We start from the raw sequence: 25,977 nt of genomic DNA, 5'->3' as shown, positions 1-25,977 counted from the left end.
CGCCATGAGCTCTCGACGACCTCTGACCTTCCGCGGCGTCGTCGCGCTGCTCGTGGGGCTCGCGTTGGTGATCGCGGCGAACATGCTGGCCGCTCCCATCCTGCTGTACGTCGCCGTGCTGCTGTTCGCGCTCGTGATCATCGCCGTGCTGGTCGTGCGCGTGCCGCGCCGCAGCGGCGGCGTCACCCGGCGCATCTCGACGGATCTGCTCACCGTCGGCGAGGAGTCGCAGGTGGCGGTGCGGTTCGACCTGCGCGCGCTGCGCGTGCCCTTCGGCACTTGGGAGGATCTGCTTCCGGACGCCGTCGCCGGCGACGCATCCGGCGACTTCCCGACCGACAACGGCACGCACATCCGGTACAGCATCACCGGGGTGCGGCGCGGAGTCTGGCCGGTCGGTCCGCTCTCGCTGCGGACGATCGATCCGTTCGGCTTCGCGCAGCGCGCCCAGGAATTCGGCGACGCCCGTACCGTGACCGTGGTGCCCGAGGTCGTGCCGCTGGCCCCGATGAGCGGCGACACCGGTGCCGCCGGCGGCACCGCGCACACGGCGTCATCGAGGCTCGGACAGGGCAGCGACAACCTGTCGCCGCGACTGTACGTGTCCGGCGATTCGATGCGGCGGATCCACTGGCGCGCGACCGCGCATCGCGGCGACCTCATGGTGCGGCAGGAGGAGGAGGAGGCGAGCCCGGACGCCATCGTGATCCTCGACCGCGCAGCACGCCGATGGGACCCGTACGGTGCCGACGTCGATCCGGGTTTCGAGGCGGCCGTCGCTGCGTGCGCATCGGTCGCGCTGCACCTCGTTCAGGAGGGCTACAGCGTCGACGTGCGCGACTCGGCAGGCAGCGTGCTCGGGGCACTGCGCGGGCAGGAGGACGATCGGGATTCGCTGCTCGTGGTGCTCGCGATGGTGCATCCGCAAGGCGAAGGACGCGAGATTGTCACCCTGCTCGACGGGACCCCGCCGGGGCCGCTGGTGATGATCACCGGCCGGATCGATGAAGAAGATGCCGCCTTGATGCGGCACGGCGGTGCCGGTGCCCCCATCCTGCTGGCGACCGATCCCCTGCCCGGTGCTTTCACGGCCGCGGCTGCACTGGGGTGGTCGACGGGCGAGCTCGATGAGGACGTCTCAGCGGCGTGGGAGGATGCCCTGTCTGGGCACGTGGCACCCGGAGGCGGCCATGTTCCGCGATGAGCCGCGCGCAGAGGCGCGCACTGCGGTCGACTACGCCGCCCGGTTGAGACTGCGCGATCGGACGCTGGCCGCCGCGCTGCTCTCCGTCTGCGCCGGCGTGGTCGTGATGTGGCCCTACACGGCGGTCGTCGCACCGGGTAGCTGGACGCTGATCACCGTCGCGATCATCGTGGTCGTCGCCGCGACGGGGATGCTCGCACGACTGCTGCGCAGAGGACGCTTCGCCGACGGACCATGGTCCGCCCTTGCGCAGCTGGTCGTGGCGGTTCCGCTGCTGACGCTGATGCTGCTGCCGAAGGGTGCGCTGATGGGCATCATCCCAACAGGTGCGACGTTCGCGGGTGTCGGGCGGCTCGCGGCCGAGGCCGTGGAGCAGGTGCAGTTCGGGACCGCGCCGCTCGTGGACACCCCGGCGCTTCGCACCATGCTCGGCATCGGCTTCGCCATCGTCGTGATCATGGTCGATCAGCTCATCGCCGCGCGTTTCGCCCTGCCGGCGATCGTCCTCATCGCGGCGGTCGGCTCGCTGCCGATGATCATCACGCTGGGCGATGCGAACCTCCCGTGGTTCGTCATGCTCGCGCTGCTGGCTGTGTTCCTGCTGCGCTACAGCATCCGGCACAGCGATCATCAGCCCCGGCGGGCATCCGCCGGGTTGTCGGTCAGCGTCGGCGCGGCGGCGATCGCGGCGGCGCTCGCGATCACGCCCGTGCTGCCGATATCGACGACGTGGATGGGCGCGGGCACCAGTGCCCAGCTCGATCCGTCGCTGAGCCTGGGCGAGGATCTGCGGCGCCCCACACCGTTCACCGTGATGACGCTCGCGACCAACGCCACCACCGCGCCGTACCTGCGCGTGGCGAGCCTGTCGGAGTTCGACGGCACGACGTGGGTTCCCGACGAGGGCGATCTGCAGTCGGTCGCCGACGGGTTCGGTGACGCTGACTGGACTGACGAGGTGGAGGCCGTCGAGCGCCGCACGTCGATCCGCATCACGGGCATCTCCGGCTCATGGCTGCCGGTTCCGTATGCGGCGACGAAGATCGTCGGCGTCTCGTCGGGGTGGCAGGCGATGCCGTCGAACCGCACGGTCACCTCGCTGAATCAGGATGCCGCGAACGAGGACTACACGGTGACGACCGAGGTCGTCCAGCCGACCCGGGAGCAGATCCAGGCGACATCCGCGACCTCGGAAGGCGGGGCCGAGGTCCCGGCCTTCATCGCCGAGACCGCCCGCGAGGTCACGGCGGACGCGTCGACCGACTACGACCGGCTCATCGCGATGCAGAACTGGTTCCGCTCACAGTTCGAGTACTCCCTGGAGGCTCCCGTCGACGGCGCTTTCGACGGCACGGGCGTCGATGCGGTCGAGGAGTTCCTCCAAGTGCGTTCGGGGTACTGCATCCATTTCGCGGGCGCCTTCGCGCTCATGACGCAGGCGCTCGAGATGCAGGTGCGCGTCGTGGTCGGCTACCTGCCCGGTTCGCTCACGGACGAGAGGCGCGGCGACGAGTCGATCTACACGGTCGACAGCGATCAGCTGCATGCCTGGCCGGAGGTGCACTTCGAGGGCATCGGCTGGGTGCCGTTCGAGCCGACTGCATCGCTGGGAATCCCGACCGACTATCTGCCGACCACGACCGGCGGCGGCTCCACGACCGGCCCCGATGCGCCTGAACCCTCCGCAGCGCCGTCTGCCGCGCCGACGCGTGGACCGGAGCTGGACGAGGACCCGGGCAGTTCGACCGGTGCGGGCACCGATTCGCTGCGGCGGCTGGATCCCACGCCCGTGGTGCTGGTCGGTGCCGGCATCGTGCTCGTCCTGATGCTCCCGGCGCTGGTGCGCGCCGGGGTGCGGATGCGACGGAGAATGCGCGCGCGAGGCGGCGATGCGAGCGCGGCGTGGCAGGAGGTGCGTGCGACGCTCGTCGATCTGCAGCTCCCGGCGTCGGATGCCGACACACCCCGCACACGCGGAGCGGCGCTCGTCAAACGCGGAGCGGATGCGAGCGCGGTGCAGCAGTTGGTCGACGCAGTGGAGCGCGCGAGCTACGCACCGTCCGGCACGGATGCGGACGACCTTTCGAAGGCGCTCAGCACGGTCGTCGCCGACCTGCATCGCAGCGTCGACGGGCGCGACCGAATCTCGGCGGTTCTGGTGCCGAGATCGCTGTTCGCCGCGCGGACGTCCATTTCGGCGGCGAGGTGACGGCGCCTCGGCAGGCGGGGTGGCCGGAGACGTCTGCGTCGCTCGGTCGTCGCGTCGAGGCGTCGGCCGTGGTCGGCCAGGGTGAAGCTGCCTGGCAGCGTGCCGCCCATGACGTTCTTCGCTGGAGGGTGAAGACACGGAGCGGCTTCGCCGTCGACCGCCCGGGACCGGTGCGGGCCGGCGACCGGCTCACCATCACGGCGCGGATGCTGGGCATCACGGTCCGCGAGCCGGTCGAAGTCGTCGCCGTGGTCGACACCGACGCGCGCGTCGGGTTCTCCTACCGCACCCTCCCCGGTCACCCCGTAGCCGGAGAAGAGGCGTTCATCGTGACCCGCGACCGCGACAACGTGACGTTCACCGTCAGGTCACTGACCAGGCCCGCCGAACGGCAACCGTGGCGAGCGCTGTATCCCGTCCTGCGCATCGCCCAGGTCATCGCTCGACGCCGCTACCTGCGTGCGTTGTCCGCGAACCGGCCATCCACCGACGAGATGGAAGGATGAAGGCGTGGAACCCACTGACGAGTCTCCTCAGCTCGGTGACGCCGATGTCGATCGTGAAGCACTCGCTGCGGACGGAGCCGACCTTGCTGCGCTCGCTGAAGAACTCGGAGTGCAGATCGACGAGCAGTCGGCGCAGGGTGCGCCGGTCGACCGTTGGCGCGTGGTCAAGCACCACCATTCGGCGGGCTCGATCCTGCTCGGAGCGCCGACGGATCTTGAGAACAAGAGCTGGCGCGTTGCGTATGTGCAGACCAGAGCGGCCGATGCGATGATTCGCGTGCATCCCGATGTGATGCCCCTGCGTGCGAGCCGTTCCGAACGGCGCCGCGGACTGATGCTGCGCTGGCCGGAGACGATGACGACGCGCCAGGTCGCCGATGACTTCTTCATCGATATCGTGAACGCCGGCCACTCACGATGGATCCCGGATGGCGACGGGTTCCAGGCCGTCGGAGTCTTCACCGAGCCGGGGGTGACCGCGTTCAGCTTCGGCTGGGCCAGCAGCGGCGGGCACCGTGCCGTCCCGCTTGATCCCGGCGACTACGCTCGAGTGCCGGTCACGGTCAATTCAGCCACCTGGGCGACGCTCGAACCCGGTGAGCATGACCTCCACGCCATCCTCACCGGACTCGATCTGCGGACTGACAGACCACTGCGGCTGGACGTGTCTGCCGAGCAGATCGCCCGGCATCGCGCCCTATCGCCCCGCCACAGCCTGCAACCGACAGAACGCCGTCGGATGATCGACGCTCAGATCACGCAGACGCGTGCGATGATCACCGCGGGAGCATCGCTGACCAGAATCGCCGAGGCGATCGCGACGGCAGAAACGGACCGCGAAGCGGTGACCCGAATCACCCAGCTCCTGGATTGCGGCGAGGACGGAGCGCAATCGATCTACGACTCCCCACTGCGCGAGCTGCGCGCCGGTAACGCGCCGTCGCTCGAGAGCCGGATCGCGGAGCTGACCCGACTCCGCGACGCTCTGTAGATGAGTGCCGGGCCTGCTCCGGAACGCGCGACCGAGCGACGACGAACCGGAGGCGAATAGGCTCGACCCACGACTGCGTCCGTGAATCCCCCGCTTCGCGCACACGGACCGGCGACCCTCGCTCTCATGGCGCTCACGATCGCTCTCGCCGGCTGCGAGCAATGACCGACCGCTGCCGCGCCGAATTCAACCTGCCGGCACGCCTCCGAAGGTTCCGCCGAGGTAGGTCGTGCCGTCTTCGCCGAGGGAACCGAGGACGTACTCGAGCGCGTATCCGTCCACGTCTGCCGTGGCCAGCCGCGGGTCGCTGAGACGCGCATCCAGTTCTGCTGCTTGCGCCGGGGTCAGTCCGGAGACGTAGAGGGCCGGATACTGCGGCCCGCTCTCGGGCGCCTCCAGCAGCACCTCGGCGGCGGGATAGTCGCGGGCGATGCCGATGATCTCGAGGACCGCCGAGTCCGCCGTGCGGCTCGGGACGTGGACGAGGCGAAGGTGCTCGTCGAGGGACTGCAGCGTGTAGGTTCCGCCGCCCCGGAACAGCGGCATGGACGACAGCCGCGTGAACACCTCATCGAACTCGTCGAGCGTCTCGACCGTGACGTGCGGCCACCCCTGTGCGAAGACGCCGACCGCACCGGGAACGGCCGCCGCCGCGAGCGTGCCCGACAGCGCCGCTTCGAACTGCTCGGGTTCGCCTGGGTGCACCGTGAGCTCCCACTTCGGCGGTGGCGAGACCTCCGGGTCGAGAACCCGCGGGTCGCTGTGCTCTCCGCGAAGGATGATGTCACCGCCCGAGGCTGCGGCATCGGAGTCGTACAGCCTGTGCGCGAACTCCGTCACGCGCTCGTCTGCGGCATCACCGGGCACCACAATGATGGTCGTGCCGCCGCCGGTTTCGCACGTGAGCACCAGCGGCTCTGCGCACAGCTCATCCATCGACGCCGGCGTGGCGCCGGGCTCACCTGCCGGTGTCGCGCACCCCGCCAGCAGCATGCTCACTGCCGCCAGGCCGGTCAGGCCGGCGATCCGGCGCGGGGCGATTCTCATCGGATCATCCAACCATCAGACTGCCGCCGCGGCGTGCTCATCGCAGGCCACGGCGTCGCACGCGTCGCAGACGACGAACTGACGACGGCACGAGGCATCAGGGCAGTTCGCGGTGCGGTTCGTCGGCCCACCGCATCCGGCGCACTCCCCCACGACGGTGGCGTGATCGCTGAAGTCGACCGAGCCGCGTTTGTCGAACACGTACAGCGACCCCTCCCACAGTCCGTCGTCGCCGTACTTCTCGCCGTAACGGACGATGCCGCCGTCGAGCTGGTACACCTCGCCGAAACCGCGCGAGACCATCAGGCTGGAGAGCACCTCGCAGCGGATGCCGCCGGTGCAGTAGGTGACCACGGGCTTGCCCTTGAGGTCGTCGTAGGCGCCCGAGTCGAGCAGCTGCACGAAATCGCGCGTCGTCTCGGTGTCGGGCACGACGGCATCCTTGAACCGGCCGATCTCGGCCTCGAGCGCGTTGCGTCCGTCGAAGAAGACGACGTCCTCGCGCGACTCGACGAGCTCGTGCAGCGACTCGGGAGTGAGGCGGATGCCGCCCCCGACGACGCCGTTCTCATCGACGCGGAGCTCGCCGGGAGCACCGAACGAGACGATCTCGTCGCGCACCTTCACGCTGAGCTTCGGAAAGTCCAGGCTTCGGCCGTCCGCATCCAGACCCGTGCCCTCGCTCCACTTGATGTCAGAGTCCTTGAACGCCGCGTACGAGCGGAACGACCTGGCCCACTTCTTCAGCACGGGCAGGTCACCGCCGAGCGTGCCGTTGATGCCGTGCTTCGAGATGATCAGGCGCCCGCGCAGACCGAGCGCCTCACCCAGGTCGCGCTGCCACACCCGGATCGCCTCGGGGTCGTCGAGGGGCACGAAAGCGTAGAACAGAACGATCTTGGGGGTGCTCACCCTGAGATTTTAGGCGAGTCGGCTCAGTAGACGCGCCCCGTCGCACACCCCTCGTCGTCGCCGGTGGTCCCCGTGACGTCGCTCGGCAGGGTCACTGTGCCTTCCCCGGGCGTCGGCGTCGCCGGCGCCGTCGTCTCCGGTGCGGGAGCCTCTGATTCGGGCGCCTCCGGCGCGGGTGTCTCAGAGTTGCCGTCGTCCTCCGGAGTGAGAGTCAGCGGCTCGTTCGCCTCCAACGCCTCGAACAGGGTGGCCGCCGCATCCGTGAGTGGTTCGAGGCGGTTGGCGTCGACTTCCGAGGTCACAGCCGGGTACTGCACGAACACGTAGTCGCTGACCGGGATGTCCTTGAGCGCAAGGCCCATCCGCACGAGCGTGACGGGATCGGTGAGGCTGGTGCTGGGATCGACCGCCGACACGATGGTCCGCGCCAGCGGCAACAGGACCACGGGATCGGTCAGCACCTTTTCGCTGGTGACCTTGCGCACCAGGCTCGACATGTACAACTGCTGGTTGCCGATGCGCGCGGTGTCGCTGCCGTCCTCTGTCGAGTAGCGGGCGCGCAGGAAGGCGAGTGCCTCCGCTCCCTGCAGCTCATGGGTGCCTGCGGGGAGGTCGATGCCGGAGTCGGCATCCTTCATCGGCGTGGCGAGACAGACCGGAACGCCGCCGATCGCGTTGGTGACGTCGATGACGCCGCCCCAGTTGATGGACGCGGCGTACCCGACGTCGACGCCGGTGAGCTCTTCGACCGTCTGCACAGAACAGGCCAGCCCGCCTGCGCTGAAGGCGGAGTTGATCATCTGCCCGTACATCTCCGGCGTCTCGTTGCCGTCGGCGTCCGTGCAGGACGGGATGTCGACCAGAAGATCTCGCGGAAAGCTCACGACTGTCACACGGCGGGGCTGCTCCGAGATGTGAACCAGCATGAGGACGTCGCTGCGGACGCCCTCCTCGGCATCCGAGCAGCGGTCGCCGAACAGATCGGCGTACTCGGGCTCGCAGTTGTCGGTGCCCGCGATGACGATGTTCGCGCTGCCCTCGAGCTCGGTGAACTCGGGCGGAGCCTCCGTCTCGCTCTGCAGCTCGACGGCATCCTCGCTGTAGATCGCGCTCAGGTCGAGGAACAGCCATACGGCGACGCCGAGGATGGCGACGAGAACGGTGCCAAGGCCGATCGCGATCCAGCCGAGCACCCGCCGTGCGCGGGATCGCGACCGTTCGCGACCGTGTCTGGCGCGCACGTTCGGCGCTGATTCCCGCTTCATGAGGTCAGCCTAATCGTGCGATGTCGCCGTCACCTGGCAGCGGCACGGGCGGTGCGCACGATCGGATAGACTGTTGAGGTTGTTTCCTGGTGACGTGTCCGAGCGGCCGAAGGAGCACGCTTGGAAAGCGTGTGTTGTGCAAGCAACCGCGGGTTCGAATCCCGCCGTCACCGCCAGATGACTGAAGGCCTCGCGAAAGCGGGGCCTTCAGTCGTTCCCGGCCGCTCCGGGTCGCAGAAAACGCCGCTTCGCAGCGATGTGAGCGGCAACTTCTGCGACCTGAGAGAACTACAACCGGATGCCGTAGGCAAGCGAGCCTGGCTCGACCGGCAGCCGGTGCATCCCGATCCGCTCGTAGAAGCTCGCGGCGCCGGTGTTCGCAGGGTCCATGCCGAGGTGCAGGCCCCGCACCCCCCGCCTGCGCAGTTCGGCGAAGAGCGTCTCGATGAGCCGTCGGCCCAGCCCCTGCCCCTGCGTCTCGGGCAGCAGGTCGATATGCAGGTGCGCGGGATACTCCGCTGCGCTCGGCTCGCGTCCCGGCCCACGTGCATACGCGTACTCGACGATCTTCTCTTCGCGCGTCTGCGGAGTGACCGACCGCGGGAAGCGATCGGCGAACTGCGGCCACCACTCATCTCGGAACCACTTCTCGAAGGCATCCGTTTCGTCGGTGGCGACGATGTAGCCGATCACCCGGCCATCGTCTGCTTCGACGATCCAAGCCAGATCGGGATGCCGTTCGACGTAGGGCACCGCGAAGACGAGCCCCCAGAGCTCATCGTCGGAGAACAGTCCGGTGGCGTCCTGGCCGGCGTCAGCGGTCTTGAGGCACACCTCGAATATCGCCGGTCGATCCTCGACACGGTACTGGCGAATGCCGATCACTGCACACTCCTCATTTCTGCCTCAAGCCGACGACGCGTCGTCAGCGGTACGTGGCGGGCTGCTGCTCGTCGATCGCACCCAGTCGAGCAGCAGCCCGCCCACCACCAGCGTCACACCTGCTCCGATCAGCATGCCGCCGACGGTGTCGCTCAGCCAGTGGGCGGACAGCACCGTGCGCGAGAAGGCCATGCAGACGATCCACAGCCCGGCCACCAGCCACACCCACAGGCGCGGGAAGAGCATCACCGCCAGTACGGCGAACGTCGTCGCATTCGCCGTATGCCCGCTGGGGAATGAACCGAAGTCCGAGTCGACGAGGATGTCCTCCGGCCGCGTCCTGCCGAACAGACCCTTCAGCAACTGCACCACCAGAACGCTGGCCAGCAGCGAGACCGCCACGAAGACCGCGGCGCGCCATCGACGCACGATCAGCAGCACCGCGACGGCGACGAGACCGACGATCGTCGCGATCCTGCTCCCGCCGACTCGATCGAGCGCTGAGCCGAACCCGACGAAGAACGGCGACCTGATGCCGTCCATCAGCGAGTTCCACCACGCGTCGATCGCCGACGGGATGTCCGGTCCCTCCGCGGTCAACGCCGCGCCGAGAGCCATGGCGGCGAGGATCGCACCGATCCCCCACCACAGCAGCACCGGACGCGTCATCCGGCTATTGTGCCTGATCCACGCGCCGGCCGCGGCGACGCGTTCAGCGTGTGGAGCGAACGAGGCCCTGCTGAAGGTCGGCGAGCAGGTCGGCGACGTCCTCGATCCCGACCGAAAGCCGCACGACGTTCTCGGGGACGGCGAGCTCGGTGCCGCGGACCGAGGCGTGCGTCATGTCCGGCGGGTACCCGATCAGCGACTCCACCCCGCCGAGCGATTCGGCGAGCTGGAAGAGCTCGGTCGACTCGGCGAAGGCACGAGCCGCATCAGGGCCCGCGGCGAGTCCGAACGACAGCATCCCGCCGAATCCGCTCATCTGGCGGGCGGCGATCTCGTGGCCTGGATGAATGTCGAGCCCCGGGTAGTAGACCGTCTCGAACTCGGGACGCGCGGCCGCCCACTCGGCGATCGCCTGCGCGTTCGCGCTGTGCTGCCGCATCCGCACGGCGAGGGTCTTGATGCCGCGGGTGGTGAGCCAGCCATCCAGCGGCGCCGAGACCGCGCCGACGGCGAACTGCTGGAACTTCACCTGATCGAAGAACCGGTCGTCGGCGAAGATCACCGCTCCGCCGAGTACGTCCGAGTGCCCGCCGAGGTACTTGGTCGTGGAGTGCACCACGAAGTCGGCTCCGAGCGCGATCGGGTTCTGCAGCGCGGGCGAGGCGAACGTGTTGTCCACGACGACGAGAACGCCAGCGGCGTGCGCGAGCTCGACGGTCTTCGCGATGTCGACGATCTTCAGCAGCGGGTTGCTGGGCGTCTCGACCCAGATGATCTTCGTCTCCGGGCGCAGAGCTGCGCGGACGGCATCGGCGTCGCCGAGCTCGACGGTCGTCGTCTCCACACCCCACGCCGCGTGCACCTTGGTCAGCAGGCGGTAGGTGCCTCCGTACACGTCGTTGCCGAGCAGCACGTGGTCGCCGGGCTTCAGGATGCCGCGCAGCAGCGCGTCCTCTGCGGCGAGGCCGGACGAGAACGAGAGCGCGCCGACGCCGCCTTCGAGTGCCGCCAGCTGCGTCTCGAGCGAGCTGCGCGTCGGGTTGGCCGCGCGGTTGTACTCGTAGCCGGACCGGAAACCTCCGATGCCGTCCTGCACATGCGTGGACGCCTGGTAGATCGGCGGGATGATCGCTCCGGTGAGCGGATCGGGATCCTGACCTGCGTGGATGGCACGGGTGGCGAAGGCGTGATCGGACATGTCTTCAGCCTACGTCCGGCGCTGACCGGGCGCGCCTGCGTTACGCCGCGCGACGGAGCGCTCCTGCGGCCGCTCAGTGAGCGAGGTAGGCGATGAGGTCCTGCCGGGTGAGCACCGTGTGCGGTCGACCGTCGACCGTGACCAGCAGTGCGTCAGCCCCGGCGAGCGCCGTGCGCGCCTGGTCGACGGGGGCGTGGATGCCGATGAGCGGCAGCCTTTCGCCGACGTGGTTGCCGACGGCATCCGTGGGTTTCGCCGCATCGCGGAACAGCAGATCCAGCAGGCCGCGCTCGTCGACGGTGCCGACGACCTCGCCCATCATCACCGGCGGCTCCGCGCTGAGCACGACGAGCTGCGAGACCGCGAACTCGGTCATCATGTTGATCGCGTCCAGCACGGTGTCGCTGGGATGCGCGTGGACGAGATCAGGGATCGCGCCCTGCGCCTGTCGTGCGGAATCGCGCGCCTCGAGCACGTCGGCGACGGTCTCTCCCGCCCCGACCTCGCTGAACCCGTAGGAGCGCATCCAGGAATCGTTGAAGATCTTCGACAGGTAGCCGCGACCGCCGTCGGGCAGCAGCACCACCATGACGGCTTCCGCCGGCAGGGTCTTCGCCACGCGCAGCGCTCCAGCGACCGCCATGCCGCTGGATCCGCCCACGAGGATGCCCTCCTCGCGCGCCAGGCGGCGGGTCATTGCGAAGGATTCAGCGTCGTCGATCGGGACGATCTGGTGCGGCACGGCGGGGTCGTAGGTGCCGGGCCAGATGTCCTCTCCGACGCCCTCGACGAGATACGGGCGTCCGGTGCCGCCGGAGTAGACGCTGCCTTCCGGGTCGATGCCGATGATTCGCACCCGATCGTCGGAGACCTCGCGGAGGTACCGCCCTGTGCCGGTGATCGTGCCGCCGGTGCCGACGCCGGCGACGAAGTGCGTCACCTTCCCATCGGTGTCGCGCCAGATCTCCGGCCCCGTCGTCTCGTAGTGGCTGCGCGGTCCGTTCTGGTTCTCGTACTGGTTCGGCTTGAACGCGCCGGGAATCTCGCGCGCGAGCCGGTCGCTCACGCTGTAGTACGACTCAGGGCTGTCGGCGGGCACCGAGGTCGGGGTCATGACGATCTCGGCGCCGTAGGCGCGCAGCACGTCGATCTTGTCCTCGCCGACCTTGTCGGGCAGGACGAACACGCAGCGGTAACCGCGCTGCTGAGCGACGAGAGCGAGTCCCACGCCGGTGTTGCCGCTGGTGGGCTCGACGATCGTTCCGCCGGGCTTCAGTTCGCCGGACGCCTCGGCCGCATCGATGATACGCGTGGCGATGCGGTCCTTGGCAGACCCGCCCGGGTTGAGGTACTCGAGCTTGACGAGCACCGTGCACGCGACGCCCTCGGTGACGTGCTGAAGCTTCACCAGGGGGGTGTTGCCGACGAGGTCGACGATGTGCTCGGCGTAATCCATGGTTCCAGGGTACGGGCAGCGGATGCCGTGTTACCGCGGCATCCGCTGCATCCGTCAGCCCTTGGTCGAGCCCGCGAGCAGTCCGCGCACGAAGTACCTCTGCAACGCGAAGAACACGATCAGCGGAACGATGATCGACACGAAAGCCCCTGCGGTGAGCAGGTGCCAGTCGTTGCCGCGCGTTCCCGTGATCTCAGCGAGCAGCTTCGTGATCGGAGCGGCACCGCCGTCGGCGAACACGAGTGCCACGAGCAGGTCGTTCCACACCCACAGGAACTGGAAGATCGCGACCGACGCGATCGCCGGCATCGTCAGCGGCAGCACGATCCGGAAGAAGATCTGACCGCGGGAGGCGCCATCCACGCGCGCCGCCTCGATGATCTCGCCGGGGATCTCGGACATGAAGTTGTGCAGCAGATAGATCGCCAGCGGGAGCGCGAACATCGTGTGCGCGAACCACACCTGCGCGTACCCGCCGGATGCCCCGAGCGGCAGGGTGATCTGCAGCCCGAACAGGCTCAGCCCTCGTGAGAACGTGCTCAGCAGCGGAACCAGCGCCATCTGGATCGGCACGATCTGCAGCGCGAAGATGAAGATGAAGAGGAAGTTGCGCCCCTTGAAGTCGATCCACGCGAACGCGTACGCCGCCATCGAGGCGATCATCAGAGGGACGAGCGTCGCCGGGATCGTGATGGCGATCGAGTTCACGAACGACTCGAGCATCGTGAGCTGCGTGGTGCCGGATGCCAGCACATCGACATAGTTCTCGCCGGTCACCTGCGGGTTCAGGAAGAACTCCCACCACCCGCTGGTGAGGATCTGATCGCGCGGACGGAACGACGATATGAACAGTCCCAGCGTCGGGATCGTCCACAGCACCGCGATGATGATGGACGCCGCGGACGCCCACGGCCGGGAGAGCTTCTTGCGCGTGCGGGCCGCGGAGGAGCTGAGGCGCCCCTCGGTGGTGATCGAGCGGGTGCTGTCAGTCGTTGTCGGGGCGCTCATCGGATCTCCCGCTGCTTCTGGATCTGGCGTGCGTTGTAGATGACGATCGGCAGCACGAGGATGAACAGGATGACGGCGAGCGCAGCGCTGCGCCCCGCCTCGAACTTCGAGAACTGGGTGTACATCTCGTTGGCGAGAACGCTGGTCTCGTAGTTTCCGGCGGTCATGGTTCGGACGATGTCGAAGACCTTCAACGAGGCGATCGAGATCGTGGTCAGCACGACGATGAGCGCCGGCCGGATGGACGGGACTGTGACGGACTTGAATCGCTGCCACGCGTTGGCGCCGTCGAGCTCTGCGGCCTCGAGCAGTTCCATCGGCACGCCCTTGATGGATGCCGACAGGATCACCATCGCGAAACCGGTCTGCACCCAGATGAGCACGACGATGAGGAACAGCGTATTCCACGGCGGGTTGAGCAGGAACTGCTGCGGCTCACCGCCGAACCAGACCAGGATCTGGTTGAGCAGACCGATCTGGTCGTACTGCGGGCCGCGATACTCGTACATGAACCGCCAGATGATTCCGGCGCCGACGAACGAGATCGCCATCGGCATGAACACGAGGACCTTGTAGATCTTCTCTCCGCGGGTGCGGTCGATGAACACGGCGTAGGCGAGGCCGACGATGGTCGAGACCGTCGGAACGAGGAGCACCCAGACGATGGTGTTGACGACGACGCGGATGCCATCGGGCTGCCCGAAGATCCAGAGGTAGTTGTCCAGTCCGACGAACGTCTTTCCGGAGGAGTTCAGGAACGAGGCGACCATCGTCTGCAGCGACGGAAGGATGAGCCCCACGGTCAGCAGCAGGACTGCCGGTGCCATGAAGGCGATCAGCTGGATGAGATACCCCTTGCCCGCCTTCGACCGGTAGTCGAGCAGGAAGAAGATGCCGCCGACCACGACGGCCACACCGATGGCCCAGTAGTAGGAGCGGAAGAACCACATCACCGCGAGCGGGATGAGAAGACACATCGCCAGGCGCGCGACGGTGTACCAGGTGCCCGTTCGCGGCGCGATGTCGACGAGGAACAGGATCAGAGCGATCACCGCGGCGAAGGCGATGACGACGGCCACCGCCTGCAGCACCGACGGCAGAGTCCCGATCCACTGGAAGAAGTCAGTCGCGGTCACAGAGTCCCCTTTGCAAGATCATCGACGGTCCGAGCATCGTTGCGCGGACCAGATCGGGTGGACCGCCCGGAGTTGATTCACTCCGCGGCGGCCCACCCGGAGGCGGATCAGCCGGCCGGCCAGCCCGTCTCGATCTGCTCGAGGACCTCGTCCGTGGCGGAGCCGTTGACCCAGGCGACCATGCCCTTCCAGAACGTGCCCGCACCGACAGCACCCGGCATCAGGTCGCTGGCGTCGAAGCGGAACGTCGTGTCAGGATCCTGCAGGATCTTGATGGTCTCCTGAAGGATCGGGTCCTGAGCGTTGGCCGGGTCGAGGCCGTTGTTCGCCGAGGTGACACCGCCGAGGCTCACCCGGCTGTTCGCCCACTCGGGGCTCGAAAGGTATGCGAGCACCTGCTGCGTCGCCGCCGAGTCGCTGAATGCACCGACGATCTCGCCTGCGCCGGTGACGGCGCTGTCGTCAGCGCTCTCGCCGGGGAGCATGAACGCCCACACGTCGCCGTCCTCGGCGATGTTCGTCCCTTCGGGGAAGAAGCCCGAGAGGAACGACGCCTGGTGCGTCAGTGCGCACGAGCCGTCGGCCACCTTGGGGGCCACGTCACCGAACGCCGTGGAGTTGATCGAGCGCACGTCGCCGAATCCGGCGTTCACATTCTCCGGATTCAGGAGGATCTCGCCGACCGAGTCGAACGCGCTCTTGATCTGCGGGTCGGTGAAGGGCACTTCGTTGGTGACCCACTGGTCGTAGACGTCCGGCCCGGCCTGGCGCAGCACGTAGTCCTCGATCCAGTCCGTGCCCGGCCAACCGGTCGCGGTGCCGGACTCGAAGCCGGCGCACCAGGCGGGACTTCCGGTGGCGGCCTGGATGTCATCGGTCAGCGCCTGCAGGTCGTCGAGCGTCTCGGGGACCTCCACACCCCACTCCGCGAACTTCGCCGGGGAGTACCAGATCCAGCCCTTGACGTTGGCCATCAGCGGTGCCCCGTAGAAGGTGTCGTTGACCGTTCCGTAGTTGACCCAGTCCTCGGTCCAGTACTCGTTGGCGTTCTGCTCGACCTCCTCGGGGGCGGGCATGAGGAAGTCGCGGTTCGCGAAGTCGGCGAACAGACCGGGCTGCGGGAAGATCGCGATGTCCGGCGGGTTGCCACCCTGAGCGCGCGTGCCGAGCTGGGTCTCGAAGTCCTGGCTGCCCTCGTACTTGATCTCGATACCGGTCTCCTCTTCGAAGTCGGCCCAGGACTGCTGCAGGAGCTCCGCTTCGCTGTCGACGATGGTGCCGTAGATCGTGACCGTCTCGCCGGAGACGTCCTCGCTGCCCGCGTCGCCGCCCCCTTCGGGCGCACCAGGGGCGCCGCATCCTGCCAGGGCGATGCCCGCGGCCCCCAGCAGGGCGAGCGGTGCGAGGCGCCGGTAACGCTGTGACTGTGCCATGTGATTTCTCCTCTTCGAGTTCACGTCCCCAGAGCGTCGCCATCCGAAGGCCAACGGATCGGGAACCGCTTCCAGGCCCAACATACTGGGCGGCAGTTCCCCGCACAATGGGAACAGATCACAAGCTGGCAACCTTTGACGCGCACGCCGCGCCCAGGATGGGAGCGCTCCCGCCCCGGATGCCTGGAACCGGTTCCCTTCCGGGCCTCCCACTACTACGCTGTGCACGGGCGCACCGGTGCGCCCGGTCATCGAGGAGGATGCGCATGAGCACGATCGCGGACGTCGCCGCACGTGCCGGCGTCTCGAAGGCGACGGCGAGCCGAGCACTGAGCGGTCGCGGGTACGTCTCGGACGACACCCGGGACCGGGTCGAGACGGCCGCGCGCGCGCTGTCGTACGTCGCGCACTCCTCCGCCACCAGCCTGGCGACCGGTCGCACCCAGACGATCGGGGTGATCCTTCCCGATGTGGGACGGTGGTTCTTCTCCGAGCTGCTCACCGGGGCGCAGACGGCGATGCTCGAGCACGGGTACGACCTCGCACTGTTCGGCGTGCCGGAGCGTTCCGCCGCACGCAAGCAGGTGCTCGACGAAGTTCTCCCCCGCCGTCGGTTCGACGGCGTGATCGCCGTCGGGGTCCCGCCGGACTCGCCTGAGATGACGCAGCTGCTGCGCCTCGGGCGCCCGGTGGTGAGTGTGGGACCGCACAGCGAGCACGTGAACGCGGTATCGATCGACGATGCGGCAGCCGCGCGGATCGCGACGGAGCACCTCATCGATCTCGGCCACACCGAGATCGCGTTCGTCGGCGGGACGACGGAGGCCGAAGCCCTCACCTTCGGCGACGCGCGCAGGCTCGAGGGCTTCCGATCGGCGATGGATGCCGCGGGGCTCGACGATCGGTCACGCGTGGCACCGGCAGCGGGCACGATGCCGAGCGGTTACGAAGCCGCCGTCGACCTGCTGGGCAACCGGCGCACAAGGCCCACGGCCGTGGTCGGGGTGTGCGATGAGGTGGCGATCGGGGCGATCATCGCCGCACGCCGCATGGGCATCGCTGTGCCGACGGAGCTGAGCGTGGTCGGCATCGATGATCACCAGCACGCCGAGATGTTCTCGCTGACGACCATCCGGCAGCAGCCGCGGGAGCAGGGCAGAGCCGCCGTACGCCTGCTGCTGCGCCAACTGGACACTCCGGACTCTCCGCGCGAGTACGTGGTCGCGGCATCCGCCCTCGTCGTGCGCAGCTCGTCCGCCGCGTCCCGCTGAAACGGTCCACGGACAGAACGAAGGCCCCGGGGCGAACCCCAGGGCCTTCGTGACAGTACAGGCGTGATTACTTCAGGGTAACCGTGGCGCCGGCAGCCTCGAGGGACTCCTTCGCCTTCTCGGCGGTCTCCTTGTTGGCGCCCTCGAGGACGGCCTTCGGAGCGCCGTCGACGACAGCCTTGGCCTCGCCGAGGCCCAGCGAGGTGAGCTCGCGGACAGCCTTGATGACCTGGATCTTCTTGTCGCCGGCAGCCTCGAGGATGACGTCGAAGGAGTCCTTCTCCTCAACCTCTTCAGCAGCGCCTGCGCCACCGGCACCGGCAACGGCGACGGGGGCGGCAGCGGTGACGTCGAACTTCTCCTCGAACGCCTTGACGAACTCGCTGAGCTCGACGAGGGTCAGGTCTGCGAACTGCTCGAGCAGCTGCTCAGTGGTGAGCTTAGCCATGATGTATCTCCTAGATTGATGGGGTGTGTGGAACGAGATCGACGGTCGCTCACGCGGCCTGTGCGGTCTCCAGCTTTTCGCGAAGCGCGTCGATGGTCGCGGCAGCCTTGCCCATCGTCGCCTTCATCATGCCCGCAGCCTTCGCCAGCAGAACCTCACGGCTCTCGAGCGAGGCGTACTTGTTGACCTCGTCGGCGGTGAGGGCGTTGCCCTCGAATACGCCGCCCTTGATCACGAGAAGCGGGTTGGCCTTGGCGAAATCACGAAGAGCCTTCGCGGTGGCGACGAAGTCGCCGTGCACGAATGCGACTGCCGACGGACCCTTGAGGTCGTCATCCAGCGCAGAGATGCCGGCCTTGTTGGCGGCGATCTTGGTCAGCGTGTTCTTCACCACGGCATACTCGGCGTCCTGACGGATGCTGTTGCGCAGCTCCTTGAGCTGGGCAACCGTCAGACCGCGGTACTCGGTCAGCAGGACGGCGTTCGAGTTCTCGAATGACTTCGTGAGCTCGGCAACCGATGCATCCTTCTGCGCCATGGTCACTCCTTGGTGGGTACGGGATGCCGCACGGTGGTGAGGCATCGACCTGGACCGCCCGCATGCAAAACAAAACGCTCCGGCGCAAGCGACGGAGCGTGGAATCCAGTTTCCTGGAGAACGATCATGTCCCCTGCGCGGGCCCCTGCATTGCAGTGCTTCAATCGACTTGCGCTTGCGCGCATGACGATGACCAGCGGTCTTCGGTTACGCCAACTCTACCTCACCGCCCACGCTCCCCCAAAATCAGCGCGCGCTCCCGTCCGCCCGCGCCCCCACGTAACGCCCGCGCCCCCAGCTGCAGTCATCGGCAACAGGGGGCGCTGACGGCAACCAGGGGCGCAGATGCTCGGGCAGTCATGTGGGACGGACGCCGAAGGCGGCGAGGCGCGCGCCGAGAGCCTCGGCCGAGGCGATATCGTCCCAGCCCCATCTCACCACTCGCCATTCGGTCACCCCGCGGACCGCATCCTCGCGCGCCTTCTCCTCCAGCACCACCATCTCCGCGGTGCGCTCACCTCGCAACTCTTCACTCAGGTACTTCGCCTTGCCGTCGAACTCGCCGAATGCGCGTGCGCCGCCGAACGCGAAGTCCAGCCAGTACTCCTCACCGGCCGGGCCGACCACCCTGGCCTGGAGCCCGATGTCGGTGAACCCGAGGCGCCGCAGGTGAAGGCGGCTGACGCTCTCGCCGGGCAGCTGCGCCCTGCCATCGGCGAACGCGAGCAATTCACGGGCCCGGCGCGCCCCTGGCACGTGCAAGGTCGCAGCGCGCTCACCGATCCGCGCGCGCCACGCGTGCGCGAGCTCCTCGTCCTGCCGCTGACCTCGCACCGCAATTCTGCGGAGCGCTGCATCCGCGCTCGATAGAGCCGCTTCCGGGCCCAGGGAGCACGCCAGATCCAGGACCGTGCGGTCGAGCGAAGTGCAGCGGATGCCGTCGACCTCGACGATGTCGCCAGGGAGAACGCTCACGCTGTGGTGCACGACGCTCCCCCTTGTCCGCCCGTGTCGCGCTCCGACGATCACGACGTGCACGCGCTTGGGAGCGAGCCGGTACAGCGGAAGTCCCCAGACGACTGCGGCGGATACACCGCAGAAGACGGGACCGGCCCCGGTCGCGGCCCTCGCGACGGCGAGGACACGGACGAGATGGCGGCCTTCGTTCCACAGACCACGCCAGTCCTCGCCATCCACGTACCAGCCTCGGTGCACGCGGATGATCGCCCCGGCCGTGACCATGGCTCGCAACTCCCGTTCAGTGCGGGTGCCGAGCATCGCGTCCCGCGAGCGCAGCAGCGCGTTTCCCTGTGCGATGTCGATTGCGCGCGGCATCCCGCCATACTCTCGGTCTCGCGCGCAGCATCCGCCGTATCCACACCCTCGCGCCGCACCCGCCCCTGTGCAGAATGAGTCGCGCGCGTCGACGCCCCCGTTCCGCCCGAGGCCCCCACCTGCAGCCGCACGGGATTGGGGGCGCCGACGAGAACAGGGGGCGCCGACCGCGACCCCGCAGGCTGCAATCCTCGCTCAGCGCGAGGTGACGCCGCCGTGGCGGTGGGCGGCGCGGCCGGCGTGACCGGCGAGGGCATCCGCGGCGCCCACGAGCGCGAGATGCGAGAACGCCTGCGGCATGTTGCCCGCCTGCCGCCCGCCGCCGACGTCGTACTCCTCGGAGAGCAGCCCGACGTCGTTCGCGAATCCGACCAGCCGCTCCATCAGAGCACGGCCGTCGTCGGCCCTGCCGCTGGCCGCATACTGCTCCACGAGCCAGAAGCTGCAGGCGAGGAACGGATGCTCTCCGCCCTCGAGCCCGTCGACTCCGGACGACGTACGGTAGCGCAGCAGCAGTCCATCCCGCATGAGCGTGCGCTCCATCTGCTCGACCGTCCGCAGCATCCGCGGGTCGTCCGCCGCACAGTACCCGACCTGCGGGAGCGTGAGCAGCGATGCATCCACCTCGTCGGTGTCGTAGTGCTGGACGAAGTACCCGTCCGGATGCACACCGCGCTCGTCGATCTCGGCGCGCAGCCGGTCGCGCATCTTCTCCCAGAGCTCCGCGTCACCGTCGAGGTGATGCTCGCGGACCGCTCGCACACCGCGGTCGAGGGCCGCCCACATCATCACCCGCGAGTGCGTGAACCACTGCAGGGGACCGCGGATCTCCCAGATCCCGTTGTCCCGCAGGTCGATGCCCGCGACCACGCGACCGATCAGCGCGCGCTGCAGCGGCCACGAGAACGCGGTCTCCTCAAGGCCTGCGATCCGCGCCGCCTCCATCGCCACGAGAACCTCCCCCAGAACATCGGCCTGGTACTGCTCCACTGCGCCGTTTCCGATGCGCACGGGCGCCGCCCCGTCATAACCGGGCAGGCTCGTCAGCTCGCGCTCGGCAAGGTCGCGCTCCCCGGCGATGCCGTACATGATCTGCACCTCGGCCGGCTCCCCGGCGACCGCACGCAGCAGCCAGCGCCGCCAGTGGTGCACCTCTTCGAGGAAACCATGTGCGACGAGCGACTCCAGCGTGAGGGCGGCATCCCGAAGCCAGACGTAGCGGTAGTCCCAGTTTCGCGAACCGCCGAACTCCTCCGGCAGCGACGTGGTGGGCGCCGCGACGATGCCGCCGGTGTCGCGATCCGTCAGTGCCCGCAGCACCAGCAGCGACCGCACGACTGCCTCGCGGTGCGGTCCGTCGTGCTCGATGGGACTCGCCCATCCTTGCCACCACGCTCGCGTCCGCGCGATCGCGTCCTCGACGTCCAGCGGCGGTGGCTCGGTCTCATGCGACGCGTGCCAGGTGAGGACCAGTTCGCGGCGCTCGTCGGCGGCGACCGTGAAGTCGGCGGTGTGCACGTGATCGGATGCTGCGAGCGCGACGCCCCGGACGACCACCGCGTCGGGGCCGGCGATCGCGCTGAGCGCCGGCGCGTCGTCCGTTCCCACCTGCCGCACCCATGGCAGCGCACGCGCATAGTCGAAGTGCATGCGCAGTTCGGTGGTGAACGCCACGGTTCCTGTGACGCCCGTCACCCGTCGCACCAGATCCGTGCGGTCCTCGGTCATCGGCAGGAACTCCTGCACCTCGGCAACGCCGTCCCGGGCCTCCCAGCGCGTGACGAGGATGAACGTGTCCGGCAAGTACCATCGGCGCGCGGTCGCCGAGGGATCGCGCGGGCGGAGGGTCCAGCATCCGTGAGCCTGATCACCCAGCAGTGCACCGAAGACCGACGCGGCGTCGAAGCGGGGAAGGCAGAGCCAGTCGATGCTCCCCTCACTCGATACCAGCGCTGCGGTGCGGCAATCGCTGAGAAGTGCGTAATCCTCGATGGGAGCAGGCATCGCCCGATTCTCGCACGCCCCTGGCCAGGATGCACGCGTCGCGTTACGGTGAGCGCATGGATGCTGCGACCACACTCGTCATCTTCGGTGCGACCGGCGACCTGGCTTCGCGCCTCCTCCTCCCGGCGCTCGGCCAGCTGCTCACCTCGGAACCGGACAGGCGCGTCCGGGTCATCGGCGCCGGCACTGAGGCCTGGTCCACCGCCGACCTTCAGAAGGTGGTGCACGCCTCGTTCGCAGCATCGGATGCGGACGCTTCCACTGATCGCGTCGACATCTCGTACCAGCAGGCCGACATCACGAAGGCGTCGGATCTCGAGGCGCTGCTGAGGGGCCTGGACGGACAGGTCGCGCTGTACTTCGCCGTGCCCCCGGCCGTGGCAGCGGCCGCGTGCGACGCGCTGACGCCCGAGATGCTGCCGGATGGCGTGATGCTGGTGCTGGAGAAGCCGTTCGGCACGAACGAGGAGGGCGCGCGAGCTCTCAATGCCCGACTGGCCGAGCTCGTGCCGGAGAAGCAGGTGTTCCGCGTCGATCATTTCCTGGGCAAATCGACCACGCTGAACCTTCTGGGTGCGCGTTTCGCGAACCGGCTGCTCGAGCCGCTCTGGTCGGCGGAGAGCATCGAATCGATCGACATCGTCTACGACGAGAAGCTCGGCCTCGAAGGCAGAGCCGGCTACTACGATCGGGCCGGCGCGCTGGTGGACATGATCCAGAGCCATCTGCTGCAGGTGCTTGCGGTGCTGGCGATGGAGCAACCCGCGACGCTCGACGAGGCGGACTTCCGCGAGGCGACGTCCGCCGTACTGCGCGCAACCAGGATCATGGACGACGATCCGACGGCATCCTCCCGACGCGCGCGCTACACCGCCGGGGCCGTCGACGGCGTCGACAAGCCGTCCTACGTGGACGAGCCCGGCGTCGATCCGAAGCGCGACACCGAGACCCTCGCCGAGGCGACCTTCGAAGTGCGCAACGCGCGCTGGGCGGGAGTGCCGTTCACGCTCCGATCGGGCAAGGCATTGAGCGATCCCGCGCGCGAGATCGTCGTGCGGTTCAAGGCTGTGCGGCACGTTCCGGCCGGGTTGACAGGCACGGCGGAAGGCGCCATCCTCAGGTTCTCACTCGGCCCGGACCGGATATCGCTCGAGTTCAACCTCAACGGGGCGGACGATCCGTTCGTACTCGAGCGCGCCACGCTGTCCGCCGACCTCGGCCCCGGTGAACTGCTCGCGTACGCGGAGGTCCTCTCCGGCATCCTCGACGCCGACCCGACGCTCTCCGTACGCGGCGACGCGGCCGAACAGTGCTGGCGGATCGTCCAGTCGGTGCTGGATTCATGGGCCCACGGCGAGGTCCCGATCGACGAGTACCAGGCAGGATCCGGCGGGCCGGAGCACTGGCCGCGCATACGCTGATCGGTGACCGCACTCGTCGGCGCGGCCGGCGAGTGACGTCGTAACCCCGGGGTAATCTCGAGAGGTGACCCCGGAACTTCAGGCTCGAATCGTCGCGGACTCCCGCGATCGCGTCGCCTGGCTCCGGGCACGTGCCAGAGGCATCACCGCGACGGACGTCGCCGGTCTCTCCGGAGAGAAGTCGATCACCCGCGCGGCCGACGCCAAGCTCGGCGGCGGCGCGCGCTTCGGCGGCAACGCGTACACCGATCATGGCCGTAAGCGCGAGCCAGAGATCGCGGCGTGGGTGGCCGCGACGCACGGCATCCGGCCGTCCTCCGCGCTCTTCCGCGCCGAGACCGAACATCGCCACCTCGCGACTCCGGATGGCATCGTGCAGGACGCCGGCGGCCGCATCCTTCTCGCGGAGATCAAGACCACGAACAAGAACTGGCGCACGATCCCCCGCACGTACCTGCGGCAGGTCTGGTGGCAGCAGCATGTGCTCGGCGCCGAGCGCACCCTGTTCGTGTGGGAGGAGCACGACGACTTCCGTCCCGTCGACGACGAGCCGCGCTGCGTGTGGATCGACCGCGACGACCGTGAGATCGGCCAACTGGTCGGACTCGCCACTCGCCTGATCGACGAGCTCTATCACCGCACCACCGGCAACCGCCCGCCGAGCGCGCAGGCTGTCGTCGCATCCCGCCGCGAAGCACTCCGCGAACGCGATGCGTTCCGGGCGCTCGCGCTCGCCGACTGACCACTTCGGCGGGTGGCCCTCCTGGCGATCCGTCTACCAATAGTTGCCAAAGATCAACATCGCGGGTATCGTTGACTTTTTTCAACTTCTCACGCCAGCGCTGTCGTGTCCGCACTGTCCGCGACATGAAAGGTGTGCACATGAGCGCGCATTCCCCATCGACCGCCACGACGACGACCCGGATGTCGCATCGTCAGGTCCTGCAGGCGCTGTCCGGCCTGATGCTCGCGATGTTCTGCTCGATGGTCTCGACGACCGTCGTCGGCACCTCGCTGCCGATCATCGTCCCCGAGCTGGGCGGCTCCCAGACGTCGTACACCTGGGTCATCACGATGACGCTGCTCACCACGGCGATCTCGACGCCGATCTGGGGCAAGCTCGCCGACCTGGTGAACCGCAAGAACCTCATGATCCTCGCCCTGACGATCTTCGTCCTCGCCAGTGCCGGGGCCGGCCTCTCTCAGAACACCGAGATGCTGATCATGTTCCGCGGCCTCCAGGGCCTCGGCGGCGGCGGCCTGGCAGCTCTCAGCCAGGTCCTGATGGCCGACATCCTCTCGCCGCGCGAGCGCGGGAAGTACATGGGCCTGTTCGCGGGCGTCATGGCGGTCGCCACAGTAGGGGGACCCCTGCTCGGCGGCGTGCTGACCGACAGCGTCGGCTGGCGCTGGAACTTCTACGTCGGCGTGCCCCTGGGCATCATCGCCATCGTCGTCCTGATCCGCACGCTGCGGATCGAGCAGATCAGGGCGGCGAAGGTCCGCATCGACTACCTCGGCATCGTGCTGCTCTCGGTGGGATCCGGATTCCTGCTCGTCTGGGTCTCGAACGTCGCCTCCTACGGCTGGATCAGCTGGGAGACGCTGTACATGGTCGGCATCGCCGTCGTCGCCACAGTGCTGTTCATCGTCGTCGAGCTGAAGGTCTCCGAGCCGCTCATCCCGCTCACGCTGTTCCGCAACCGCACCTTCACGCTCTCCGTCCTCGCGTCGATCTCGATCGGCGTCGCCATGTTCGGCACCTCGGTGTACCTCGCGCAGTACATGCAGATCTCCCGCGGATACGGTCCGACCGAGGCCGGGCTGCTCACCATCCCGATGGCTGCTGGCATGCTCCTCGCCTCCACCGTGATCGGGCAGCTGGTGACCCGGACGGGCAAGTGGAAGCGCTACCTCGTGATCGGCGCGATCCTGATGATCGCCGGCACCTCGCTGCTGTCGACGCTGCACTACGACACCTCACTCTGGCTCGTCGGTCTGTACATGTTCCTGCTCGGAGCGGGGACAGGTATGACGATGCAGAACCTCGTCCTGGTGGTGCAGAACACGACCAGCCCGCGGGAGGTCGGCGTCGCGAGCTCCGGAGTCAACTTCTTCCGCACCGTCGGAGGCACCGTCGGCGTCGCCGTGATGGGCTCCGTCCTGGCTGCCAGCATGTCCCAGCAGCTGTCGGATCGCGCGGCCGAAGTGGGCGCGGCGATCGCGACGCTGGGAGAGAAGGGCAAGGTCATCGCCGCTCAGCTCGCCTCCGGGTCGCTGCCGACCACGCGTGACATGCCGGAGTCGATCCGCATCATCATCGAGGATGCCTCGGCGCAGGCGATCTCGCACGCGTTCCTCATCGGCGTACCGCTGGCCGTGCTCAGCCTGATCGCGATCGTCTTCCTGCCGAACGTCCCGCTGCTCCGCCAGAACAACGTGGAGCGAGTGCGGGAGCAGCGCCGCGAGAACGAGTTCGCCGTGGCGACGGCGGAGACCGGATCGATCCCGGTGCACGCCGTCGAGCAGGAGCAGAGCGATGGCGACCGTCGGCGATGATCCCTCGATCTCGGGGACGGACTCGTCCGTTCCCGAGATCGATGAGGAGCGCATCGCCGCGGTGACCGCGCTGGAGTCGGAGTTCGGCGAGCTCATCACCCACTTCCGGCGCACCATCATGGCGAACGCCACGCGCCTGAGCCCCGGAATGCTGCCGGGTGCCTATAAGACGTTCACGACGATCGTGCGCTACGGGTCGAGCACCGCATCGACCCTCGCCGAAGTGCTGCAGATGGACAAGGGGCAGCTCAGCCGCACGATCCGCGAGCTCGAGGATCTCGGCCTGATCCAGCGGGTCCCGGATCCGGCGGATCGGCGCTCCGTCGTGATCTCCCCCACCGAGGAGGGGCTGGCGCGTCTCGCCGCCGCGCGGCGCCCGCAGGAGGGCGCTGTGCTGCGTGCGCTCGGACCGTGGCCGGTGGAGGACATCCGGTCTCTGACGGATCTCCTGCACAGGCTGACCAGCACCGCACGCGAGCTCTGAC

At 68.1% G+C, this 25,977-nt stretch carries 23 protein-coding genes and 1 tRNA gene; 10 read left to right on the top strand and 14 right to left on the bottom strand.

Annotation, left to right across the window (positions count from 1 at the left end):
• Positions 1-4 precede the first annotated feature (4 nt).
• From IM776_RS04020 to IM776_RS04005, 4 genes are read left to right on the top strand one after another with little or no spacing between them, the layout of a single operon-like run.
• Positions 5-1,204, top strand: a complete 1,200-nt coding sequence (locus IM776_RS04020) for a DUF58 domain-containing protein (RefSeq protein ID WP_194421742.1) — start codon at positions 5-7, stop codon at positions 1,202-1,204.
• Positions 1,191-3,413 (top strand): transglutaminase TgpA family protein, encoded by a 2,223-nt coding sequence (locus IM776_RS04015; protein ID WP_194421741.1) that lies wholly within the window; start codon positions 1,191-1,193, stop codon positions 3,411-3,413. Before IM776_RS04020 ends, IM776_RS04015 begins: the two co-directional genes overlap by 14 nt.
• Positions 3,410-3,919 (top strand): DUF1990 family protein, encoded by a 510-nt coding sequence (locus IM776_RS04010; RefSeq protein WP_194421740.1) that lies wholly within the window; start codon positions 3,410-3,412, stop codon positions 3,917-3,919. Before IM776_RS04015 ends, IM776_RS04010 begins: the two co-directional genes overlap by 4 nt.
• 4 nt (positions 3,920-3,923) lie before the next feature.
• Positions 3,924-4,910 carry a hypothetical protein gene (locus IM776_RS04005; protein ID WP_194421739.1) on the top strand — a complete coding sequence of 329 codons (987 nt, stop codon included), beginning with the start codon at positions 3,924-3,926 and terminating at the stop codon, positions 4,908-4,910.
• Positions 4,911-5,096: 186 nt separating this feature from the next.
• On the opposite strand, the gene IM776_RS04000 is transcribed toward IM776_RS04005, so the two are convergent.
• The 3 genes from IM776_RS04000 to IM776_RS03990 are packed head-to-tail and all read right to left on the bottom strand — an operon-like array spanning position 5,097 to position 8,134.
• On the bottom strand, positions 5,097-5,957 hold the full coding sequence (locus IM776_RS04000; RefSeq protein ID WP_194421738.1) for a hypothetical protein: 861 nt from the start codon (positions 5,955-5,957) through the stop codon (positions 5,097-5,099).
• Between the two features lie 15 nt (positions 5,958-5,972).
• Entirely contained in the window at positions 5,973-6,869 is an 897-nt protein-coding gene (trhO, locus tag IM776_RS03995) for an oxygen-dependent tRNA uridine(34) hydroxylase TrhO (protein ID WP_194421737.1), read from the bottom strand.
• Between the two features lie 23 nt (positions 6,870-6,892).
• Complete coding sequence (locus IM776_RS03990; RefSeq protein WP_194421736.1) at positions 6,893-8,134, bottom strand: LCP family protein; 1,242 nt, start codon at positions 8,132-8,134, stop codon at positions 6,893-6,895.
• An 88-nt stretch (positions 8,135-8,222) separates the two neighbouring features.
• Here IM776_RS03990 and IM776_RS03985 point away from each other — a divergent pair.
• A tRNA-Ser gene (locus tag IM776_RS03985) sits at positions 8,223-8,310 on the top strand.
• 112 nt (positions 8,311-8,422) lie between these two features.
• On the opposite strand, the gene IM776_RS03980 is transcribed toward IM776_RS03985, so the two are convergent.
• The 7 genes from IM776_RS03980 to IM776_RS03950 form a co-directional block, all read right to left on the bottom strand.
• A complete protein-coding gene (locus IM776_RS03980) occupies positions 8,423-9,019 on the bottom strand; it encodes a GNAT family N-acetyltransferase (protein ID WP_194421735.1) in 597 nt (198 codons plus the stop codon).
• A gap of 21 nt (positions 9,020-9,040) precedes the next feature.
• Positions 9,041-9,685, bottom strand: coding sequence for a phosphatase PAP2 family protein (locus tag IM776_RS03975; RefSeq protein WP_194421734.1), 645 nt, complete (start codon positions 9,683-9,685; stop codon positions 9,041-9,043).
• A gap of 43 nt (positions 9,686-9,728) precedes the next feature.
• Positions 9,729-10,883, bottom strand: coding sequence for a cystathionine gamma-synthase (locus IM776_RS03970; RefSeq protein ID WP_194421733.1), 1,155 nt, complete (start codon positions 10,881-10,883; stop codon positions 9,729-9,731).
• Between the two features lie 73 nt (positions 10,884-10,956).
• Positions 10,957-12,339 carry a cystathionine beta-synthase gene (locus IM776_RS03965; protein ID WP_194421732.1) on the bottom strand — a complete coding sequence of 461 codons (1,383 nt, stop codon included), beginning with the start codon at positions 12,337-12,339 and terminating at the stop codon, positions 10,957-10,959.
• A 54-nt stretch (positions 12,340-12,393) separates the two neighbouring features.
• The gene (locus IM776_RS03960) at positions 12,394-13,347 is read right to left on the bottom strand and encodes a carbohydrate ABC transporter permease (RefSeq protein WP_194421731.1); all 954 of its coding nucleotides are present in this window, start codon (positions 13,345-13,347) and stop codon (positions 12,394-12,396) included.
• On the bottom strand, positions 13,344-14,483 hold the full coding sequence (locus IM776_RS03955) for a carbohydrate ABC transporter permease (protein WP_228479905.1): 1,140 nt from the start codon (positions 14,481-14,483) through the stop codon (positions 13,344-13,346). The genes IM776_RS03960 and IM776_RS03955 overlap by 4 nt, the downstream gene beginning before the upstream one ends.
• A 107-nt stretch (positions 14,484-14,590) precedes the next feature.
• The gene (locus tag IM776_RS03950) at positions 14,591-15,916 is read right to left on the bottom strand and encodes an ABC transporter substrate-binding protein (RefSeq protein ID WP_194421730.1); all 1,326 of its coding nucleotides are present in this window, start codon (positions 15,914-15,916) and stop codon (positions 14,591-14,593) included.
• A gap of 266 nt (positions 15,917-16,182) precedes the next feature.
• Between IM776_RS03950 and IM776_RS03945 the strand changes: the two genes are divergently transcribed.
• On the top strand, positions 16,183-17,187 hold the full coding sequence (locus IM776_RS03945) for a LacI family DNA-binding transcriptional regulator (RefSeq protein WP_194421729.1): 1,005 nt from the start codon (positions 16,183-16,185) through the stop codon (positions 17,185-17,187).
• A 67-nt stretch (positions 17,188-17,254) separates the two neighbouring features.
• Here IM776_RS03945 and rplL read toward each other — a convergent pair whose 3' ends face one another.
• The 4 genes from rplL to IM776_RS03925 form a co-directional block, all read right to left on the bottom strand.
• Complete coding sequence (rplL, locus tag IM776_RS03940; protein WP_147040488.1) at positions 17,255-17,635, bottom strand: 50S ribosomal protein L7/L12; 381 nt, start codon at positions 17,633-17,635, stop codon at positions 17,255-17,257.
• Between the two features lie 49 nt (positions 17,636-17,684).
• On the bottom strand, positions 17,685-18,173 hold the full coding sequence (gene rplJ / locus IM776_RS03935; RefSeq protein ID WP_175985310.1) for a 50S ribosomal protein L10: 489 nt from the start codon (positions 18,171-18,173) through the stop codon (positions 17,685-17,687).
• Positions 18,174-18,530: 357 nt separating this feature from the next.
• Positions 18,531-19,508 (bottom strand): hypothetical protein, encoded by a 978-nt coding sequence (locus IM776_RS03930; protein ID WP_194421728.1) that lies wholly within the window; start codon positions 19,506-19,508, stop codon positions 18,531-18,533.
• 195 nt (positions 19,509-19,703) lie between these two features.
• Complete coding sequence (locus IM776_RS03925; RefSeq protein ID WP_194421727.1) at positions 19,704-21,512, bottom strand: glycoside hydrolase family 15 protein; 1,809 nt, start codon at positions 21,510-21,512, stop codon at positions 19,704-19,706.
• 56 nt (positions 21,513-21,568) lie between these two features.
• On the opposite strand from IM776_RS03925, the gene IM776_RS03920 reads away from it, so the two are divergent.
• The 4 genes from IM776_RS03920 (at position 21,569) to IM776_RS03905 (ending at position 25,976) form a co-directional block, all read left to right on the top strand.
• Entirely contained in the window at positions 21,569-22,933 is a 1,365-nt protein-coding gene (locus IM776_RS03920; RefSeq protein WP_194421726.1) for a glucose-6-phosphate dehydrogenase, read from the top strand.
• A gap of 64 nt (positions 22,934-22,997) precedes the next feature.
• Positions 22,998-23,675, top strand: a complete 678-nt coding sequence (locus IM776_RS03915; RefSeq protein ID WP_194421725.1) for a YqaJ viral recombinase family protein — start codon at positions 22,998-23,000, stop codon at positions 23,673-23,675.
• Between the two features lie 140 nt (positions 23,676-23,815).
• Complete coding sequence (locus IM776_RS03910; protein ID WP_194421724.1) at positions 23,816-25,492, top strand: MDR family MFS transporter; 1,677 nt, start codon at positions 23,816-23,818, stop codon at positions 25,490-25,492.
• Positions 25,473-25,976, top strand: coding sequence for a MarR family winged helix-turn-helix transcriptional regulator (locus tag IM776_RS03905; protein WP_194421723.1), 504 nt, complete (start codon positions 25,473-25,475; stop codon positions 25,974-25,976). The genes IM776_RS03910 and IM776_RS03905 overlap by 20 nt, the downstream gene beginning before the upstream one ends.
• Position 25,977 lies beyond the last annotated feature (1 nt).

The organism is Microbacterium abyssi (assembly GCF_015277895.1).
GTDB lineage: Bacteria > Actinomycetota > Actinomycetes > Actinomycetales > Microbacteriaceae > Microbacterium > Microbacterium abyssi.
Note: the sequence above shows the minus strand (reverse complement) of the source record. Positions and strands in the feature narration are given on the sequence as shown.

Coding starts and splice junctions, on each gene's coding strand:
- IM776_RS04020 (WP_194421742.1), top strand. CDS start 5: ATGAGCTCTCGACGACCTCTGACCTTCCGCGGCGTCGTCGCGCTGCTC.
- IM776_RS04015 (WP_194421741.1), top strand. CDS start 1,191: ATGTTCCGCGATGAGCCGCGCGCAGAGGCGCGCACTGCGGTCGACTAC.
- IM776_RS04000 (WP_194421738.1), bottom strand. CDS start 5,957: ATGAGAATCGCCCCGCGCCGGATCGCCGGCCTGACCGGCCTGGCGGCA.
- IM776_RS03990 (WP_194421736.1), bottom strand. CDS start 8,134: ATGAAGCGGGAATCAGCGCCGAACGTGCGCGCCAGACACGGTCGCGAA.
- IM776_RS03975 (WP_194421734.1), bottom strand. CDS start 9,685: ATGACGCGTCCGGTGCTGCTGTGGTGGGGGATCGGTGCGATCCTCGCC.
- IM776_RS03970 (WP_194421733.1), bottom strand. CDS start 10,883: ATGTCCGATCACGCCTTCGCCACCCGTGCCATCCACGCAGGTCAGGAT.
- IM776_RS03965 (WP_194421732.1), bottom strand. CDS start 12,339: ATGGATTACGCCGAGCACATCGTCGACCTCGTCGGCAACACCCCCCTG.
- IM776_RS03960 (WP_194421731.1), bottom strand. CDS start 13,347: ATGAGCGCCCCGACAACGACTGACAGCACCCGCTCGATCACCACCGAG.
- IM776_RS03950 (WP_194421730.1), bottom strand. CDS start 15,916: ATGGCACAGTCACAGCGTTACCGGCGCCTCGCACCGCTCGCCCTGCTG.
- IM776_RS03945 (WP_194421729.1), top strand. CDS start 16,183: ATGAGCACGATCGCGGACGTCGCCGCACGTGCCGGCGTCTCGAAGGCG.
- rplL (WP_147040488.1), bottom strand. CDS start 17,635: ATGGCTAAGCTCACCACTGAGCAGCTGCTCGAGCAGTTCGCAGACCTG.
- rplJ (WP_175985310.1), bottom strand. CDS start 18,173: ATGGCGCAGAAGGATGCATCGGTTGCCGAGCTCACGAAGTCATTCGAG.
- IM776_RS03930 (WP_194421728.1), bottom strand. CDS start 19,508: ATGCCGCGCGCAATCGACATCGCACAGGGAAACGCGCTGCTGCGCTCG.
- IM776_RS03925 (WP_194421727.1), bottom strand. CDS start 21,512: ATGCCTGCTCCCATCGAGGATTACGCACTTCTCAGCGATTGCCGCACC.
- IM776_RS03920 (WP_194421726.1), top strand. CDS start 21,569: ATGGATGCTGCGACCACACTCGTCATCTTCGGTGCGACCGGCGACCTG.
- IM776_RS03910 (WP_194421724.1), top strand. CDS start 23,816: ATGAGCGCGCATTCCCCATCGACCGCCACGACGACGACCCGGATGTCG.
- IM776_RS03905 (WP_194421723.1), top strand. CDS start 25,473: ATGGCGACCGTCGGCGATGATCCCTCGATCTCGGGGACGGACTCGTCC.